Source organism: Nostoc sp. DedQUE09, from assembly GCF_034530915.1.
In the GTDB taxonomy this organism is placed as follows: domain Bacteria; phylum Cyanobacteriota; class Cyanobacteriia; order Cyanobacteriales; family Nostocaceae; genus Nostoc.
Genome location: NZ_JAVRCE010000045.1, coordinates 1 through 16286 on the forward strand (window position 1 = coordinate 1; position 16286 = coordinate 16286).

The window sequence follows — 16286 nt, forward strand, 5'->3', positions numbered from 1 at the left end:
TTTGCAATTATACTTGGCTAGCCTTCTTTAGATTTACTTTATAAATAGTCTCTAAGTAAATTAGTTACACCAGCTTGCATCTGCCATTGCCAATTATTAATTGCTAAATCTCCATCTATCAACACGCAAGTTCTTTGCCTGAAGGTAAACAAGACTCAGAATTTGAGAAAAAAACTGAATTAGCCCTGAAGTTAATAGACAGAACTCAAGCGAGAAAATATCAACCAGGGATAGTAATTGTAGATGCAGGATATGGTAACAATACATCCTTCTTATTAGAGTTAGAGAAGCGGCAATTAAAGTATTTAGGAGGATTAGCGAAAAATCGAAAAGTAAATATTACTCTAAACGAGAATGTTCAACAAACAATAAGGCTAGATGAACTAGCACAAAGCTTATCGGCAGAGGCTTTTACTGAAATTAAACTTAACCTAGACCAACCCAAAACACTATGGGTAGTAACTAGAGAAGTAGAGATATCACAGCTAGAGGGTAAGCGAAATATTGCCATCGTCATGAACGCAGCGACTTTCTCTCAAGCTACTGATATTGATTATTTCATCACTAATTTTGACTCATTGATTGTTACACCCCAATGGGTAGTTGACACTTATAGCTCAAGAAATTGGGTAGAAGTTTTTTATAGAGAAGCCAAGGGTTGGTTAGGGCTAAAAGAATATCAAGTCCGAGATAAAAGAAGTCTACTTCGACATTTTATTTTGGTTTTTTGTGCCTATACTTTTATTCTTTGGCATCAGATGACAGGAGGCTTGAGACGCAGGTGGGCAAACAAACCTTTAAACACCTTTACTGAAGCTTTGGAAGCATTTAGAACGGCTATGTCTTATCGATTCTTCGATTGGTTGACCCTCAACCGTGACGTGTTTACTGCTTACAAAGCCAGTTTAGGCTTTATTTGGGCTTAATTTTTGTCTAAATCTCTCTAGTCAACTCTTGCACGATGTCTGTAGAATTACCTTCAAATAAGTACAGCCGACTACCTAACTTCTTGAGATTTGAGTCGAGATTTTCCAATGACTCAAACAAGAAGCGGACTCTCTTATTTCCGACATCAGCCCAGGTATAAAACCAAGGGTCAATAATGAAGAATGGCAGAACTCTTGCATCATTACCAGATGAAGAGGTGACAATTTCGTTATCAGTTAAACGCAAATCTCGACGAAACCATAGAAGGTGCATAAAGGTGCATAGTTTAATTTACCACTAATACAATACATTTGTACCAGCAAGTGATTTTGCTGTCGAAGTTGAGTGTCTATAGCCAGCTGTAATCTATCTTCACTGCGCTGACTTTACACAGTGCAGTGAACCGAACAAGTAAGTTCTAGTTTTAACGACTTGTGAGCAGTCTAAAAAGTAGGTAATTATAAAGTCAGGTATCAATGTTAATTCTTTCCACTAACCTTGAACTCTTCAGATTCAAAAATCAACTTTTTGTAATAGTATATTTGTCAATTTTAGATAGATATGTAACTGATCAGAAAAATAGAAAAGCCCATTTTGAAAAAGGTATCTGCGACAAATTTATCCCAACAGTTAGAACTAGAAGTTGAAAATATTAAGACTCCAAAAACAGCATTAGAAGCCAAGCAAAAACTGGAAGAGAATAGTAACAAGCTGGAGTATGGTTCTGACTATTACTATTCTCCAGGATTTGACAACCCTCCAGCTAAAGCAATTGAAAGCTCAGGGTGGCAGGTATCAGATATTTGGTGGGAGATTCGGGTAGATAGTTACTGTGATAGTTGGTAATGTTCAGAGTTAGCAATGATGTCAAGTTGTAACTGAAGCGACACACCTTATGCAATATAAAACTGCAAGGGTAGCGGATGTAGGGCAATATTTAAAAGTTAAAAGTTTAAATGAGGGCACATCTGCCCTCATTTTTAAGATGGATATCAGGTAAATGTGCGTTAGAATTAAATTAATGGCAACTTGATTGATTTGAAGCTAGATTCAAGAATTAAGGGTAAAAGTCCCTCACAGGGCAAAGTTTAATAATTGGGTCATTGATAAGTTGTTTATACAGCATTTGTGATAAGCGATCAAAGTATTGTATAGAAACGGTGTAACCCAAAAATAGCGATGTAGAGTTTAATATTTACAGGAGTCAAAACTATGGCTAAGGTGACAATTTCCATTGGGTTAACTGATGCAGAAATAAAAGCCTTATCGGCAATGCAGATTTCCGAGAATGAGTCATTAAATCATACAGCAACAAGATTGCTTCAGGGAATCTTGGGTCAGTCAAAGGCTGGGCTGGCATTATCTAATGGTGATGAGATTAAAGAAATAGTTAAACAGGAAGTAAATGCTTTAGCTGCGTCTACACCTGATGCAGAAGAGATAAAACAGGTGATTAAGCAAGAGATGGCAGATGCGATCGCTCAGATAAAGGGCTTAATAGAAAAGCGTTCGAGTGAAGTTGCCCTACTTACACAAGAGGCTGCTTCTGTTGAGCAGCAAGTCTTTCCAGATTATTCAGCAATACGCGAAAATATCCTTTCTAAATTGAAAACAGGTAAGCAGTCAGCAGCCAAGGCAATCGACGCTTTTATTGAGGAACTGGGTGCTGTAAAGTCAGAATAACAGCCAGCAATAGTGAAATTAGATGTAGCGAGTTAGGATTTTTGTGCTGGCGACTATTAACCAGTCAACTTAATCACGCCTTGGCTGACTAAATGTTCAAGCTGAGAATGGTGCTGTGTTTGCTCCCGTAGCAACTTGAGTTGCTCGTAAGTGAGAATGTGTAATCCGGGACGGACAACATAACCTTCAATGGTAATGCTTTGTAATTGCTGGCTATTGGTGGGTTGTAGTAAATTGAAGGCATATTTACAATTATGTAAGTTAGAACTGATTAGTGGAAGAAAGTTTAACTCTTCATTCTCTTACAGCTTCACACAATTTCCTCTTAAAAGGTGATTATAGAATCAGTCAAAACCAAAATATGTAGGAGATTATCAATAAAAGCGCTTTACAGTCCTAGCCAAGATGAACCAAATATCAATGACCATTCACCATTAATTGCAGTTTAGAATCTGGCTTGTACCGGACAATATAAAACTGTCCTAAGAGAAAGCTGGAGCAGTTTTTGTTAGAAGTAAATTGTATAAGGGACAATTAATGTTGCCCCCGCTTTATCCATAGTAAGTACCGTTATATAATACTCTTCACATCATATTTAGTCACGTTTTGGCTCGGAATTGAGAGCAACAATACCACAGTCAAATGATGTAGATTTTACTAATGTCAGATATTGTTTACTATCAAGTTCTTTGAAAATTGTCATTCCGTCACCAATTGCGATTGGATTAATAAATAAATGAAACTCGTCAATTAATCCTTGTTTGATTAAAGCCGATACAAAGGCCGCACCGCCATAAGCAATGATGTCTTTACCGTCTTGTTTTTTTAATTTAGTGATTTCGTCAACAAGGTTGCCTTTTGCTAAAACGGTATTGTCCCATTCTGACTTATCAAGCGTTTTGGTAAAAACAACTTTGTGTGTGTCCGTAAATTTCTTACCAGATGTAAACTCCGGATCATTAGGATTTGCAGCCACGCTACCCCAGTAAGGAATGAACCCTTCGGCAAGTTTTCGTCCAAGAATAATGCAGTCAACAGGTTCAGTTATATCTTCAATATATTGTTTTAATTCGTCATCCCAATTCCACGCCATAAAGTCCATTTCGCCATTTAGTCCGGCGATGTATCCGTCAACGGTCATTTGTACTTGAAGTTTTAATTTTCTCATTGTCGTATTCTCCTTTGTGATGAATTAGATTCATTTCAGCCTCTTATAGTACATAAGTACTGTATAGATATCCTATCTCTTCTGGCTGAATATGAGGATGCATTGACCTAAGCGAAAAGGAAACCATTACACCAATTAGACAGTTTTGGAGCAAAATGATAATTATCTATCGCGCCAAATCGACACAGTAGTAGCCGTGCATTGTTAATTTTCGTATGTTGTTAGAAATTATTCCTTAGTCCAAGCATCTGTCAGCAACTGATCCATTAGGGTGGACGGTATAGACAAGGTGAGGATTATATGAGTATAGGAGACAGCAATCGCACTCTGGAAGTTTCGGCATAGTATCAGTTTACTGTCTGTTCTAAGCGATCGCTTGTTAGTTCCACTGTATGGTTGTTTCGAGCGTCACTGCGAATAGGGAATTGTTGGGTTATGAATCAACTACAGGTAATCCTGCCAGGGCCATTGCCACTTCTTCTGCACTATATTCAGTATCAACAAGCCGTCCAGCTTGATAATCGATATAAGCTTGCATATCAAAATGTCCATGACCGCAAAGGTTGAACAGGATAGTTTTGCTTCTTCCTTCTTGTTTACAGAGTAAAGCCTCGTCAATTGTTGCTTTGACAGCATGATTAGCTTCTGGTGCTGGTAAAATTCCTTCTGCGCGGGCAAAAGTTAATCCAGCAGCAAAGCAAGCGAGTTGGTATTCAGCACGTGATTCAACTAATCCCAAATTCACAATATGGCTAACAAGGGGAGCCATACCGTGATAGCGCAAGCCTCCAGCATGAATTCCTTCTGCAACAAAACTACTACCTAAAGTATGCATTTTGGTAAGTGGGGTTAAGTGGGCAGTATCACCAAAATCGTAAGCATATTTTCCACGAGTCAATGATGGACAAGCAGCAGGTTCGACAGCTATTACTTGTATATCTCGTTCTCCTCGCAGTTTAGCACCGAGAAATGGGAAGGCAATTCCGGCAAAGTTGCTACCGCCACCAGTGCAGCCAATAACAATATCAGGATAATCTCCTGCCATTTCTAATTGAGTCAATGCTTCTTGACCAATCACAGTTTGATGTAGCAGTACATGATTGAGAACACTACCTAAAGCATACTTAGATTGTTCATCAGCAGCAGCTACTTCTACAGCTTCACTAATAGCAATCCCCAAACTGCCATTACTATTGGGATTTTGTGCAAGAATTTTACGTCCGGCTTGGGTTTGAGTACTTGGGCTAGCAACGACCCTCGCGCCGTAGGTTTCCATTAAAGCTCGGCGGTAAGGCTTTTGCTGGTAGCTAACCTTTACCATATAAACTAAGACTTCTAAACCGAATAGCGCACCAGCAAAAGCTAAAGATGATCCCCACTGTCCGGCTCCCGTTTCAGTAGTTAGCTTTTTGACTCCAGCTTGTTTATTGTAGTATGCTTGGGCGACCGCAGTATTGGGTTTGTGGCTTCCAGAGGGACTAACACCCTCATATTTGTAGTAAATTTTGGCAGGCGTATCTAAAGCTTGTTCTAAACGACGGGCACGATAAAGAGGAGTTGGTCGCCACTGGCAATAAATAGAGCGGACTGCATCTGGTATCTCAATCCATCTTTGTTGGCTAACTTCTTGCTCAATCAGTGCCAATGGAAACAAAGGTAATAATTCATCTGGTGTAATTGGCTTACCAGTAGCAGGATTTAAAACTGGTGGTAAGGTTTGTGGCAAGTCAGCTTGGATGTTGTACCAAGCTTTTGGCATTTGGTTTTCAGTCAGAACGTATTTAATCGTGTCCATATAATTAGGTGATGCACAACAGTAAAATTGTACATTTACAATTATCCAAGAAAAAAGTTAACTTTTATTGTTATTCAAGAGGTTAGTTATGACAAAAGAATATATGGAGTCTTTAAAGGCAATTGTTGATCGATTAACATTAGCCGCAGTTCTAGAAATGTTAGAACAAATCAGTTATAAAAAAGCAGAAAATCTCAGAAATTATTGCAAAGATGAGACTTCTGCAAAGCTTTGGGATAAAGCTGCTAGACAGATAGAATAGATAAATATTGATATCTAATCAAAATTTTGGTTGTATTGCAAAGCTTTGCAGAAGCCTTACAGCCCTTCTCAAGCTAAGAGGCGCTGTTCGCATTCGTGCATCCTGCGGCAGGTGTTGGCGCAGCAATCGCTTGGTATTCTTCCAGGTGAAAATCAGGATGGTATGTCCTCTTGGGTGGATATTGCTATTTTCTTTCTTTAAAAAACTGTCGCCAGAAAATGTTTATATTGTGGAGAGTGTGGAGCAGGCGATCGCTACTGCCAAAACAATTTTATCTTATACCAATTTAATGTGAAGCTGCATAGAACAGGGCTTCTAAAATGAAGTTATAAGAGGAAACAGAAATTACCTGCTCAAATGTAAGTTGCTCGAACAATTGCTGTATGCGATGCCTACGGCGGGCTACGCCTACGCGTAAATTTTGTATAGAAGAAAATAATTCATTTTTAAGCGACTTTTTGAGAAACTGCCAAAGCCTTTCAATTGGGTTCAGTTCGGGAGAATGAGATGGTTGAAACAGAGGAATAATATTTTCGGGGCAATTAATTGCACCACTGATATGAGCAGGAGCTTGGTCTATTTGTAAAATTGCATAATCTGAACCTAATTGTTGCGATAACCAGTCTAAAAACTGTTGAAAATAGTCACCATTCAGATCCGGGTAAACTTGGCTGAAAATGTTGTCCTGTTAATGGTTCAATTGCACCATAAATCCAAAAATTTTCTCTTTCCCATTTCACGGCTACAGTTGGTTTGACTCCAGCAACCGTAATTACTTTTCCCGTTAGAGTTTTTAATCCTACCCTGGTTTCATCCTGACACAGATAATGAATACACTTTCCTGGTGCTAGATGTTTTTCTAGCCTCTCAATAATGATACCGAGTTTTTTTAAACTCAGATACTAACTTCTCATCCTGTTTATGGCTTTGCTCCCGTGGTACTTTGAGTTTTGCTGCTAATTTATATCTCACTAACGCATACACCGTTGCATACTCTACTTCCAGTCCCTGTTCTTTTTTTAACCACTCCACTATCGCACCATAGCTACTAAAGCCTTTTCCTGTTTTTAACTTCTCTAAGAGTGCCGCGTAGTTTACCGCCGTAGGCATCGCTGCCTCATCTATTTTTCGTTTTGCTCCTGGAGCTTTTTTAATTTTTAATAATTCATCTAGTCCACCGACTCTATATTTTTGTAACCACCTTGTGACAGTTGATGTATCTAGAGCCAAGCGTTTTCCAATTTCTTGCTGTTCATAAACCTGCCCGCTTTTTATCCACCACAGCATCATCAGTTTTTCTTTCTGGTTTCCTACGTTGGCTGTTTGTAGACGTTTCTTCAGTTCTGCTTCGCTCTCTACAATTTCAATCTTAAAAGGGCGGCTCATGCTTATTTTCATTTATCCAATTTATTTCCTCTATTATATGCAGCTTCATATAAAATTGGTATTAGAAGATATTCTCTAACTGCATCACAGTGTTAGTTATTTGTGAAAAACACGGAATTTTTGAGGGTTACGAAATGAAATGTACGATAATATGTCTGGACGCTAAATAATTATCGAATGATAAATTTGCAATTTCCTAATGATTGGCAGAGAGTAATAGCTGAAGAATTTAAACAATTAAGGCTAAAGATGCTTTAACCGACACCCAGAAACATTGGGGAATTGAAAACTGACTCCATTGGGTTCGCGATGTGACATTCCAAGAAGACTTTCCACTACGACGAGGTGGCAATGCACCAGTTAATTGGGCAATTTTACATAATTTTTTCATCACTCTTGCCAGATTTCTTGGTTTTCGCACTATCCCTCAAGCTCAACGTGCTTTAGCCAATCAAATCCAAAAGGTTTTTTCTTTCTTTGTATGAAACCACCCTGCCCTCTCCGTGTCGGAGAGGGGTTTGGGGAGAGGTCAAATAAGACTTGTCGAACTCACGTTAATTTAGATCGTAGAGGTCAGTACTTCGGCTTCTTTCGACTTCTCTACGAGACGCTACGCGAACGCTCAAGGTAAGTCGCTCAGTGATCGAGGGGCAAAGGGGAAAGAATTTGCAACAAAGCACTTTACTCAAGAGTTCCCCATCCTTTTGTTTGCTCCCCTGCTCCCCTGCTCTCGACAATTTACCTTTTCTTAGTGCCATTCAGGTTTATTACTTTGCTGTGCTACTTTGCATTAGCTTGGCAACACTTTATCAAAGGTTGTTTAGCTAAATTTTCTAAATCTACGGATTGAAGCAAATTCATCCACTTCATCGCTAGAGTTGGATCTTCAGGTTTGCTAAGACGTAATTCAGCCAAAGTAGTCAAGGCATCGTACCAAATACCATTCTCAGCATAAAGGTTTGCCCGTTGCTGAGGAGTTGCTTGCTTCAAGCTATCTACTAATTGAGGATTTGGATTGACCCGTTGCACCCATCCTTCCACATACTCTCGTTCTGGAGGTTGTTGGGGATTGCAAATGACTTTTATCTTGAAAAACCAGTGATACATCTTGCCTACTTGCAATGGGGGAGTATTTGCGCTTAAAGGAATACTAATAATTCCTGGTGCTTCTGGTATTGTTACTATTGTTCGGTAAAGAGTTTGACTTGATTTACCTGACTCATCTTTGACAACAAACTCAATCGAATCAATTAGAGATTTTTGATAGGGGACAAAAAACGAAAAAGTTGGATATTCCTCATTCGTCAAACCCCAAACTTTAGTAACAGCAACAGGTTCTGTTTGCACTTGATTAAATGTCTCTTTGTATAGAGGTACAAGTGCAATAACAGACTGATTCCCAATACCACAACCACGACTTGCAGCCCCTCCGCGATCGCCTGCTGCCCCCCTGTCTGGAGGAGGCGGAGGAGGCGAAAATCTCAGGCGACTTGCAGCTGCTTTGCGATCGCCTACTGCCCCCCTATCAGGAGGAGGCGGAGGAGGCGGAAATGTCTTAGGAATGGCGGCAACTGGTGTTATCCAAATCATTGCAGAATAGCCGATAATTCCCCACGAAGTCATTCCGAATGCAGCGATTAATTGTATTTTTTGCCAATAGCTTTTCATAAAACCTCCTAACTCCTGTCTGCTGAACGGGGATTTTCATGCTTCAACAGTTATCAGTTATCAGTTATCAGTTATCAGTTAATTTTTCCGTTGGGAGTTAGAGTTCCCCATTTCTAAAAATGGCGTGTTTCAGTCTTTCTTCAAATCTCCGACTGCAACTATGATAACTGTTCACTGTTCACTGTTCACTGATTTAAATTGGCGTTATTATTAATTTTTAAATTTCATGTTTAAGTAAGTTGTAGCTATTAAGCTATTACCTACTAAAGCCAACATAGCAGGAATTAGCGGAACCCAACAACTATATACAATTAAAAATATAAAACAGCTAACGTATAAACTGATAATGGCTATTCCTCCTGCCAAACTTAAATAAATGAATCGGTGCAGATAAGCAGTAAACAAACCGCCTAAAAAAGACCAACCCCAAACCCAAATTACCTCACCCCAAAGTGGCCAAGTCCACAACAGAGGTTTTCCGTCCAAAGCAGCACTAAGCAGCTGACTTACCATCTGGGCTTGTAAAAATACTCCTGGTATTGCCTGTAATTTTCCTTGAGGAGTGATGTAGGGAGTTAACCAGTAATCACCAAAAGTTTCTGCTGTTGTGCCAATAATGACTATTTTGCCTTTGACTGCATTGGCATTGAGCTTACCCGTTAGCGCTTGTTGTAAGGTCATACTTGGTGCGATCGCTTCTGGTGAAGGAGAAGAACGATAATTTAATAAAATTTGGTGTCCCAAAGCATCAACTCCTTGATAACCTCCGGTATGAGCTTCTATTGGTTTAAATGTCAGCTTCCCTAATTGCCAAGCGCCATCAGGGTTAAATTGCAACCGAATTCCCTTTGCGTACAGGTAACGCAGCGCCAGTTGAACACTTAGGGCATAGGGCACAGTACAAGGAGATGAGGGCGCAGGAGTTAACACTAACAGATGGCGACGCACAACATTATCTGAATCTATGGCAATATCGCTAAAACCTAGATTCTGTGAAGAAAGTTCTGGGGGTGGTTTGACACCTGGTTTTCCGGCTTGGGAATCGCTGAGTTGACACACCCCCACAAAGCGATCGCTTTTTCGCATCCTTTCTGCCAATGCTGGATAATCCTTACCCACTGGATAATCTCGGTATATATCCAAACCAATAACTTGTGGTTGATATGCCTCTAATTTTTCTAACAGTTTGGCAAGTGATTTGTCTGACAACGAACCTTGAGGTTTTTCCGGTTTTTGCGCCTGGACATCTTCTTCTGTCACAGTCACAATCAGTAGGCGTGAATCTGGTTTTTCACGAGGACGCAAGCGTACCAGTTGGTCAAATGCACTTAACTCTAATGGTTGCAGCACACCCAAATACCTTACCCCGATTAATATTCCAGTTACTACCATGCTCGTCAGTAAGATTAATGATAAGCCAAGCCGATTTGTGATTCCTCTAACAGGCGTGGTTTGAGATAAAGATGCAGGAAGATTGGGTGGATTTCTAAACAATTCCCCCCAATTCAACGGCATCTCAGCCGGATTTTGAAAGATGACAGGCAACCATGTAGCGCAAGGAAATTGGTTTTCTAGTCCCTGTAACCTTTCTCGTGCTTCTCTTACAGCTAAATACAATGAGCCTCCCCGCGCGAAGGCTTCTAAAAAATACTTTAAAAACTGTTGCGCCACGCGATCGGGTACAGGTTCTCGCATGACGATGATTTGAGGAATATGTAAATCTGCAAACTCCCATGCCAATCCCAAGCCATCACAGGAATTAAAAATCGCTAGTTTTAGACCTCGCTCTACTGCCTTTTTTAAGGCATACTTTAACTGGCTAATTGTTAGACTTTCAGTTTGATTGATATAGATTTTTCCTGTTTGATTCGTTTCCTGAGTGGAACTATGTCCAGCGAAAAATAGAATCTGCCAATTCTGCTCCCATAGCTGATCGGTAAGGTCAAGGCATTGTGGTTCAACTAAAAAAGTGATATCTGTATTGGGTAACAAATTAAGCAGCGTCTGGTCTGCTTTGGTATCAATACCTTGACTGTTACCCAAAATCGCTAAGATTTTTACTTTGTCGGATGTAGTTGCTATGCGGTTAAGGTTGACTTGTTCGTAGGCAGGAGCGCTGAGGGCTATTTCCGCCTGGGGATAGCGTTCTATCAAATCCCAAAGATGCCAGGGGAATTTTTGTAATCGCAAGTCTTTGGTTTGTAAAAGCATCCGAATATTATCCGCAAGCATGAGTTTTTCTAACAGTTTCTCGCGGATAGAACGAAAGGAATCGGAAGCAAGCCAAGTATTAAAACTGACTTTAAATTCCTCACTCACCTGTTGGCAGTATTCTAAGCTGGGGGCTTGGTTGAGTTCTTTAGGTAAACCAATCGGACGAGATGGCAGCTTTAAATTATGATAAATAGATTGCCAACGGTGATAATCGCGGAGAATTTCCGGGTTGGGGGGAAGCTCACCTGTGATTTCCACAGTCGGGCGGACATTTTCATCGCCAATCTGTAGAGTCACGGTAAACCCTTGTTCAAAGTTTCCTTCCCCTAACTTTAAGATGATTAACTTGTCCACAGCTAGTTCTCCCTAGATGTTGAGTATGCCCGTAGGGGCACGGCAGTAACCATTGGTGTCAACTTAAGCCCAAACGCTTGTTCCACATACGTTTTACCCCACCCTAACCCTCCCCTTGTAAAGGGGAGGGAACTGGATTTCCGGTTTCCCTCCTTTGCAAGGTTAGTTAGTGGGCAACAATTCTCTAGCCCCTTTAACAGGGAACTCGATTTCCGGCTTCCCCCCTTTACAAGGGGGGATTGAGGGGGGTAATTCGACTTGTGTGTACACCATAGCCTTGGAAAGGGGAGGAAACTGGATTTCCGGCTTCCCCCCTTTACAAGGTTAGTTAGTGGGCGACAATTCTCTAGCCCCTTTAACAGGGAACTGGATTTCCGGCTTCCCCCCTTTACAAGGGGGGATTGAGGGGGGTAATTCGACTTGTGTGTACACCGTAGCCCCAAGGCATCGGGGAGGGGCGGTTTTGGCTTTAGACAAAACCGGGGTGAGGTGACGCTGTGAGTAACCATAAATGAATGAACTCAATATCACGCTTGACAAGGGTTTCACGTTAAATTAACACCTATGGGCACTGCCGTGCCCTTACACCCTGCTATATATATCTTGGTTGCTAAATAGGTTGTTGTGTGTAGTGAAATTCAGTTTAAGAGTAAATAATAGAGGCTAAACGTGAAGATTTTTGAAGGTAACACTTAAAACCGCAAAATTTCTCGGTCATAGTCTTCAGGTGTAGGTTCTATCTCCCAAACCAATCCTTCTCCTGGTTCCAAAATTACTTCCAAATACAACATATCTACAGGGGTTATTGCCGTATCTTCATTATTTTCAAAAGCTTGTAAGTCTTCCGTTAGTAGTCGAAGCTTAAACCCGGCCGGAATTTGACCATCAAGAGTTGTACTTCGCAATTCAAAACGCCAAACATAATCCTCAGAAGCGCTTTTTGGGAAAATACGTAACTCGTATGTTTGCTCTGCAATGATTATTTGCCGAGACAAGCCTAGAACTGGTTCTGCACTCCGCATTCCGGCAGGTACCACAACAAATTCTCTTTTTTCCCATCCCCACTGTTGGGCTAAATTGGCTACTCCTGTCTGCAACCATTGCGGAATTGACTGCTGTATAAGTAAACCCTGACGCAGTTCATACAACTTTTTTCGCCAACCGCTATGTGTTAAGAGCGCACCCCAGAGTGAAAATGGAACTGCTAAACGTGGGAATTTCACATCGCGATCGCCCAATCTTTCTAAAAGGTTTTCTGCCTGGATTTTGGCAATCGGATCTAAAGGTGCAATCTCAGCACGTAAAGCTTCTGACCGATCGAGTTGGCGTGTAACCCACAGCACATTAATATCTGGAATTAAATCTTCACTTTCCAAGCTGTAAGTGCGATCGCCAGGATCATAAACCCCTTTGGTTTTCAGAATTTGATGGGTTGTATAGCCAAAAACCTTCATCCAGCCATCATCGGGATTGACTTGTACTGCTATGTAATAGTCAGCAACCCACTCTAGTATATCTACCCATTCTTGCGGTACGCGTAACTCATCGTCATCCATCGCCAGGGTGGGAATTAATACCAGGCGATCGCGATCGAAAGTAATAGCTGTGCCATTGACTACTTCCCAAAAACTCGGCAATGCCGCACTGTTAGGATAAACTCTGGCGGTGGGAGCAATTTCCTCCTTCAACCAAGGCAAAAATGCTTGCAAGCATTTTTGATTTACCCACCCACGTTGACAAGCACCAGCGGTTGAGTATGGTTGTTCTTGCGCCTCTGGAGATTGAGTAATTTCCAGGTATAAATGCTGTGAGTCAATAGTGAATGGCGGAGGTGGGTTCAACATAAATAATTTCAGAATGGCTCCATATAAAGACCATGTTAAGGAGAGGGGAGAGACAAAATTATATCTTGTCTACTGATTGAATTTGGGTATGGCTATATTGGACTTTAAGCCATTCCTCTAAACTTGTGTTTATGGCATCTACTACGTCGGATTTAGGGGAAATATGCAAGGTATTTTGACTCCATTGCGTTAGAGTCAGGAGCAATGATTTTTTAATGCTACTCAAGCGGCGGGAAACAGTATACTGCTTAATTTCTAGCTGTGCAGCAATTTCTTGTTGAGTCAGTTGTTGAACGTAGTAAGCTTGTAATACTTTTTGGGACTCAGCATCGAGTGCAGCGATCGCTTGGCACAAAACTTGGTTTAACTGAGCTTGCTGCGATCGCATATTCGCAGCTTCTTCCTGCTCAATAATTTCCGTTAGTAAAGATGTTTGCAAATCTACAGGCAATATATCTAATAAATTACCCTCATCTTCTTTCAGGGGAGCGTCTGCGGAAACAAACTTAGGATATAGGAAAGTACGGACAGCTTTAGCAGCAGATAATACCCAAGTTTCTATAGTTTGCTGATTGACTGCGGCAGTGGGTGAACTCAATCGGCTGAAACGTTCTGCATTATAAAGATTACTAATAGCCTCCCAAGTCCGAGCATCTGGTTTGGTCAGCTGACGAATTTTTGTATTATCACCTGTGTAGAGTTCCTTAAAGCATTCCCAGGCTAAAACATAACTATCGATGCTTTCGGCGTTAAATCCGGCATTTTGTAATGACTGCACTAGTCGTTTACGGCTGAGTTTATGCAATAATGCCCAGTCTGAGCAAATGTCTGCTTCCCGGTGTAAGCGCAGTGCATCTTTGATAATCGATTCAAAAACTAATTCTGCATAGGCTTTTAAATGCGAACTGTATTGAGGGTTGAAAGTTTTAAGTATTTTGTTAATATGAGCGATCGCCATCTGAAAACAGTCTGCTACAGACGACTGCGTGGGAAAGTTGAGGGCGAATTTTCTGGCAGTCCAATAGCACACCTCTTGTAAATAAGCAGAAATATGTGCAAGTGCTACAGCACTAGATTGAGTCTGCCAAACTCTATACCAGTAAAGCGCCCAAAAGGTATCTGATTTCTCAGTTGACGACTCTAGGCAAACTTTCATACTGCGTCGCAGTTTGGCATCTGTTGCCCAACCACTAAATTGATCTAGATCAAATTGCACAAAGGTAGAAAAGATTTCAACAATGCCCTGTCGGGGTTGCATGGAATACTTGCCGCTGTTTGAAACATAGCTGATTTCAATTATACAGCCATAGGTATAAAAGCTAAATCCTTACTGGGTAAGGATTTTACAGATTTTTCAAAATTTTTCTGATCAAAGTGCATAAAGACTAAAAGTCATCGTAGAGAGTGATATCAGAGAAGTTCACCTATTAAGTACTACAAAAAACGTGCAAATAAGGTGAATGAAAACTGATTTAATCAGTCCCGCACGGGGCTTAAAAAAATATCAATCAACTAAAAAAGGAAAAAAACCATGTCGAATATTAACACAATGCTCGAAAGCACTTCTGCTAACCAACATCTATTTGTTGATTTAAACGAAAATGATGCTGAAATAGTTAGCGGCGGACTAGAAACATTTACTATTTATAACGAAACGGGTCTTCGGATACCTTACACGGTTGATGGAACACTAACAGGCCGCCCATACGGGGACTCGGAATGGACTACTGGACAAGGAGGAATAATTAAGTTTGACTATGATTTTGGTCTTGAAGGAGTCCAATTGCGCACATACAATTTGGCTGATGGACGTAAATATGCATTTAGATACGACACCGGGACTTTGTATGACAAAGATATTGAGCTATTTGACATAACCTAATAGGTAAATCTCAGGTTAATTTCCTGTTTTGAATCTCTCAGGTTATATTGTCCTGTTTTAGTTGAGATCAAATCACTAGTCAGAGGGTGTTTGAAAAGTCCTCTAGCGCGTGCTTTACTACCCAGGCTACCGAAAAACTCCTACGAGAGAATCGGAGTTTTGAAATTTGAGATCGCACCCCTGAATTGCACTTGAGGCTCAAGCCGACCCTTTTTCAACATCCTCTCAGAAATCTCAGCTAATAAGCCAAAGGCTCAATCTAGTCGGGTCAGTTGACCCGACTAGATTTTCTCACTAATAATTGATTGTGCTTAAAAATAAAATATTAGATTGTCCTAAATACTGCAAAGCGTAAGTCAAAAATCAAAAATGTTTTTCCTTTTTCTGCGCTTGTGTGCAGATATACACAAGAGCATATCTTGTGGAGTCATACAGTTATTTATCAAGGAACACAAATTTATGACCTCAACTACAACTTATACTTACGATGCCAATGGCGATGTAATATCTAACAATATAGATACCAACAGTGGTGGAACAAAAATACCTTCGCCAAAAAAAGAGAAAGTTAAAAAACTCGGTTTTGGATTATCAACACTTGTAGCCCTGTCAGTGATTCCGATTTCAGTTGTAACCATGCCGTTAGTGCTAAACCAGCCAGTGCAAGCTTTATGTATTGCGTCTCCAGACTTCAATGGAATTTGGCGTTCGGATGACGGAGGCACCTATTACGTTAGGCAAATTGGCAATGAAATTTGGTGGCTGGGAATGAGCGCTGATGATGGCAGAACCTGGACTAATGTATACAAGGGAACAAGAATTGGCGATACGGTTATCGGGCAATGGGCTGATGTTCCTAGAGGTGGAATCCGTTCTGGAGGGGTTCTTAATTTGAGTGTTCCACCAGGCTGGAACGGAAGAGTCCCAGAATTTAGCAGAAACTACGTTACTGGAGGTTTTGGCGGCTCTAAGTGGTTTCAATCTTGCAATGACGTAATCCTCAACCCTATTTAGCCGGATTAATTACGACAATTGTTAAAGCAGTAACCGTTGCTACTGAGCGAATTGTTCTATTTGATGCACTAAAATTCAATTTTCTTAAC

The 16286-nt window shown here is 40.6% G+C and carries 16 protein-coding genes and 1 pseudogene; 7 read left to right on the top strand and 10 right to left on the bottom strand.

The genetic code is table 11. The features are described from left to right. Positions 1-107: 107 nt before the first annotated feature. Positions 108-926 (top strand): annotated as a pseudogene (locus RMY27_RS24055) (transposase); the annotation flags it as partial. Positions 927-933: 7 nt separating this feature from the next. Here the strand turns inward: RMY27_RS24055 and RMY27_RS24060 are convergent. Next, positions 934-1200, bottom strand: a complete 267-nt coding sequence (locus RMY27_RS24060; protein ID WP_322667402.1) for a deoxyribodipyrimidine photo-lyase — start codon at positions 1198-1200, stop codon at positions 934-936. 321 nt (positions 1201-1521) lie between these two features. Between RMY27_RS24060 and RMY27_RS24065 the strand changes: the two genes are divergently transcribed. Together RMY27_RS24065 and RMY27_RS24070 are read left to right on the top strand one after the other, a co-directional pair. Continuing rightward, positions 1522-1773 carry a hypothetical protein gene (locus RMY27_RS24065; protein WP_322667403.1) on the top strand — a complete coding sequence of 84 codons (252 nt, stop codon included), beginning with the start codon at positions 1522-1524 and terminating at the stop codon, positions 1771-1773. Positions 1774-2139: 366 nt separating this feature from the next. After that, positions 2140-2610, top strand: coding sequence for a hypothetical protein (locus RMY27_RS24070; protein ID WP_322667404.1), 471 nt, complete (start codon positions 2140-2142; stop codon positions 2608-2610). Positions 2611-3205: 595 nt separating this feature from the next. On the opposite strand, the gene RMY27_RS24075 is transcribed toward RMY27_RS24070, so the two are convergent. Then, positions 3206-3778, bottom strand: coding sequence for a dihydrofolate reductase family protein (locus RMY27_RS24075; RefSeq protein WP_322667405.1), 573 nt, complete (start codon positions 3776-3778; stop codon positions 3206-3208). Positions 3779-4211: 433 nt separating this feature from the next. Then, entirely contained in the window at positions 4212-5573 is a 1362-nt protein-coding gene (locus RMY27_RS24080) for a TrpB-like pyridoxal phosphate-dependent enzyme (protein ID WP_322667406.1), read from the bottom strand. Positions 5574-5661: 88 nt separating this feature from the next. Here RMY27_RS24080 and RMY27_RS24085 point away from each other — a divergent pair, with 88 nt between their 5' ends. Together RMY27_RS24085 and RMY27_RS24090 are read left to right on the top strand one after the other, a co-directional pair. Beyond that, positions 5662-5835: a hypothetical protein gene (locus tag RMY27_RS24085; protein WP_322667407.1), complete on the top strand. Its 174-nt coding sequence runs from the start codon at positions 5662-5664 to the stop codon at positions 5833-5835. Between the two features lie 157 nt (positions 5836-5992). After that, positions 5993-6130, top strand: a complete 138-nt coding sequence (locus RMY27_RS24090; protein ID WP_322667408.1) for a hypothetical protein — start codon at positions 5993-5995, stop codon at positions 6128-6130. Here RMY27_RS24090 and RMY27_RS35595 read toward each other — a convergent pair. The 7 genes from RMY27_RS35595 to RMY27_RS24120 form a co-directional block, all read right to left on the bottom strand. Next, positions 6122-6514 (bottom strand): transposase, encoded by a 393-nt coding sequence (locus tag RMY27_RS35595; protein WP_416212364.1) that lies wholly within the window; start codon positions 6512-6514, stop codon positions 6122-6124. The genes RMY27_RS24090 and RMY27_RS35595 overlap by 9 nt on opposite strands. 188 nt (positions 6515-6702) lie before the next feature. Beyond that, the gene (locus RMY27_RS24095) at positions 6703-7221 is read right to left on the bottom strand and encodes a helix-turn-helix domain-containing protein (RefSeq protein WP_322667409.1); all 519 of its coding nucleotides are present in this window, start codon (positions 7219-7221) and stop codon (positions 6703-6705) included. Between the two features lie 229 nt (positions 7222-7450). Continuing rightward, on the bottom strand, positions 7451-7612 hold the full coding sequence (locus RMY27_RS35600; RefSeq protein ID WP_416212363.1) for a hypothetical protein: 162 nt from the start codon (positions 7610-7612) through the stop codon (positions 7451-7453). Between the two features lie 389 nt (positions 7613-8001). Further along, complete coding sequence (locus tag RMY27_RS24105) at positions 8002-8889, bottom strand: DUF928 domain-containing protein (RefSeq protein ID WP_322667410.1); 888 nt, start codon at positions 8887-8889, stop codon at positions 8002-8004. A gap of 210 nt (positions 8890-9099) precedes the next feature. Further along, entirely contained in the window at positions 9100-11457 is a 2358-nt protein-coding gene (locus RMY27_RS24110) for a CHASE2 domain-containing protein (protein ID WP_322667411.1), read from the bottom strand. 692 nt (positions 11458-12149) lie between these two features. Next, entirely contained in the window at positions 12150-13301 is a 1152-nt protein-coding gene (locus RMY27_RS24115) for a DUF1822 family protein (RefSeq protein WP_322667412.1), read from the bottom strand. A gap of 58 nt (positions 13302-13359) precedes the next feature. Continuing rightward, positions 13360-14559: a sigma-70 family RNA polymerase sigma factor gene (locus RMY27_RS24120; protein WP_322667413.1), complete on the bottom strand. Its 1200-nt coding sequence runs from the start codon at positions 14557-14559 to the stop codon at positions 13360-13362. A gap of 273 nt (positions 14560-14832) precedes the next feature. Between RMY27_RS24120 and RMY27_RS24125 the strand changes: the two genes are divergently transcribed. Both RMY27_RS24125 and RMY27_RS24130 read left to right on the top strand, forming a co-directional pair. Beyond that, positions 14833-15183: a hypothetical protein gene (locus RMY27_RS24125; RefSeq protein WP_322667414.1), complete on the top strand. Its 351-nt coding sequence runs from the start codon at positions 14833-14835 to the stop codon at positions 15181-15183. Between the two features lie 459 nt (positions 15184-15642). Beyond that, positions 15643-16197: a hypothetical protein gene (locus RMY27_RS24130; RefSeq protein ID WP_322667415.1), complete on the top strand. Its 555-nt coding sequence runs from the start codon at positions 15643-15645 to the stop codon at positions 16195-16197. Positions 16198-16286: the final 89 nt, after the last annotated feature.

Bases quoted from the DNA above. Each gene is read 5' to 3' on its own strand.
- RMY27_RS24095 (WP_322667409.1), bottom strand. From the start codon at position 7,221: ATGAGCCGCCCTTTTAAGATTGAAATTGTAGAGAGCGAAGCAGAACTG.
- RMY27_RS24115 (WP_322667412.1), bottom strand. From the start codon at position 13,301: ATGTTGAACCCACCTCCGCCATTCACTATTGACTCACAGCATTTATAC.
- RMY27_RS24075 (WP_322667405.1), bottom strand. From the start codon at position 3,778: ATGAGAAAATTAAAACTTCAAGTACAAATGACCGTTGACGGATACATC.
- RMY27_RS35600 (WP_416212363.1), bottom strand. From the start codon at position 7,612: ATGAAAAAATTATGTAAAATTGCCCAATTAACTGGTGCATTGCCACCT.
- RMY27_RS24070 (WP_322667404.1), top strand. From the start codon at position 2,140: ATGGCTAAGGTGACAATTTCCATTGGGTTAACTGATGCAGAAATAAAA.
- RMY27_RS24080 (WP_322667406.1), bottom strand. From the start codon at position 5,573: ATGGACACGATTAAATACGTTCTGACTGAAAACCAAATGCCAAAAGCT.
- RMY27_RS24060 (WP_322667402.1), bottom strand. From the start codon at position 1,200: ATGCACCTTCTATGGTTTCGTCGAGATTTGCGTTTAACTGATAACGAA.
- RMY27_RS24105 (WP_322667410.1), bottom strand. From the start codon at position 8,889: ATGAAAAGCTATTGGCAAAAAATACAATTAATCGCTGCATTCGGAATG.
- RMY27_RS24130 (WP_322667415.1), top strand. From the start codon at position 15,643: ATGACCTCAACTACAACTTATACTTACGATGCCAATGGCGATGTAATA.
- RMY27_RS24120 (WP_322667413.1), bottom strand. From the start codon at position 14,559: ATGCAACCCCGACAGGGCATTGTTGAAATCTTTTCTACCTTTGTGCAA.
- RMY27_RS24125 (WP_322667414.1), top strand. From the start codon at position 14,833: ATGTCGAATATTAACACAATGCTCGAAAGCACTTCTGCTAACCAACAT.
- RMY27_RS24090 (WP_322667408.1), top strand. From the start codon at position 5,993: ATGGTATGTCCTCTTGGGTGGATATTGCTATTTTCTTTCTTTAAAAAA.
- RMY27_RS24085 (WP_322667407.1), top strand. From the start codon at position 5,662: ATGACAAAAGAATATATGGAGTCTTTAAAGGCAATTGTTGATCGATTA.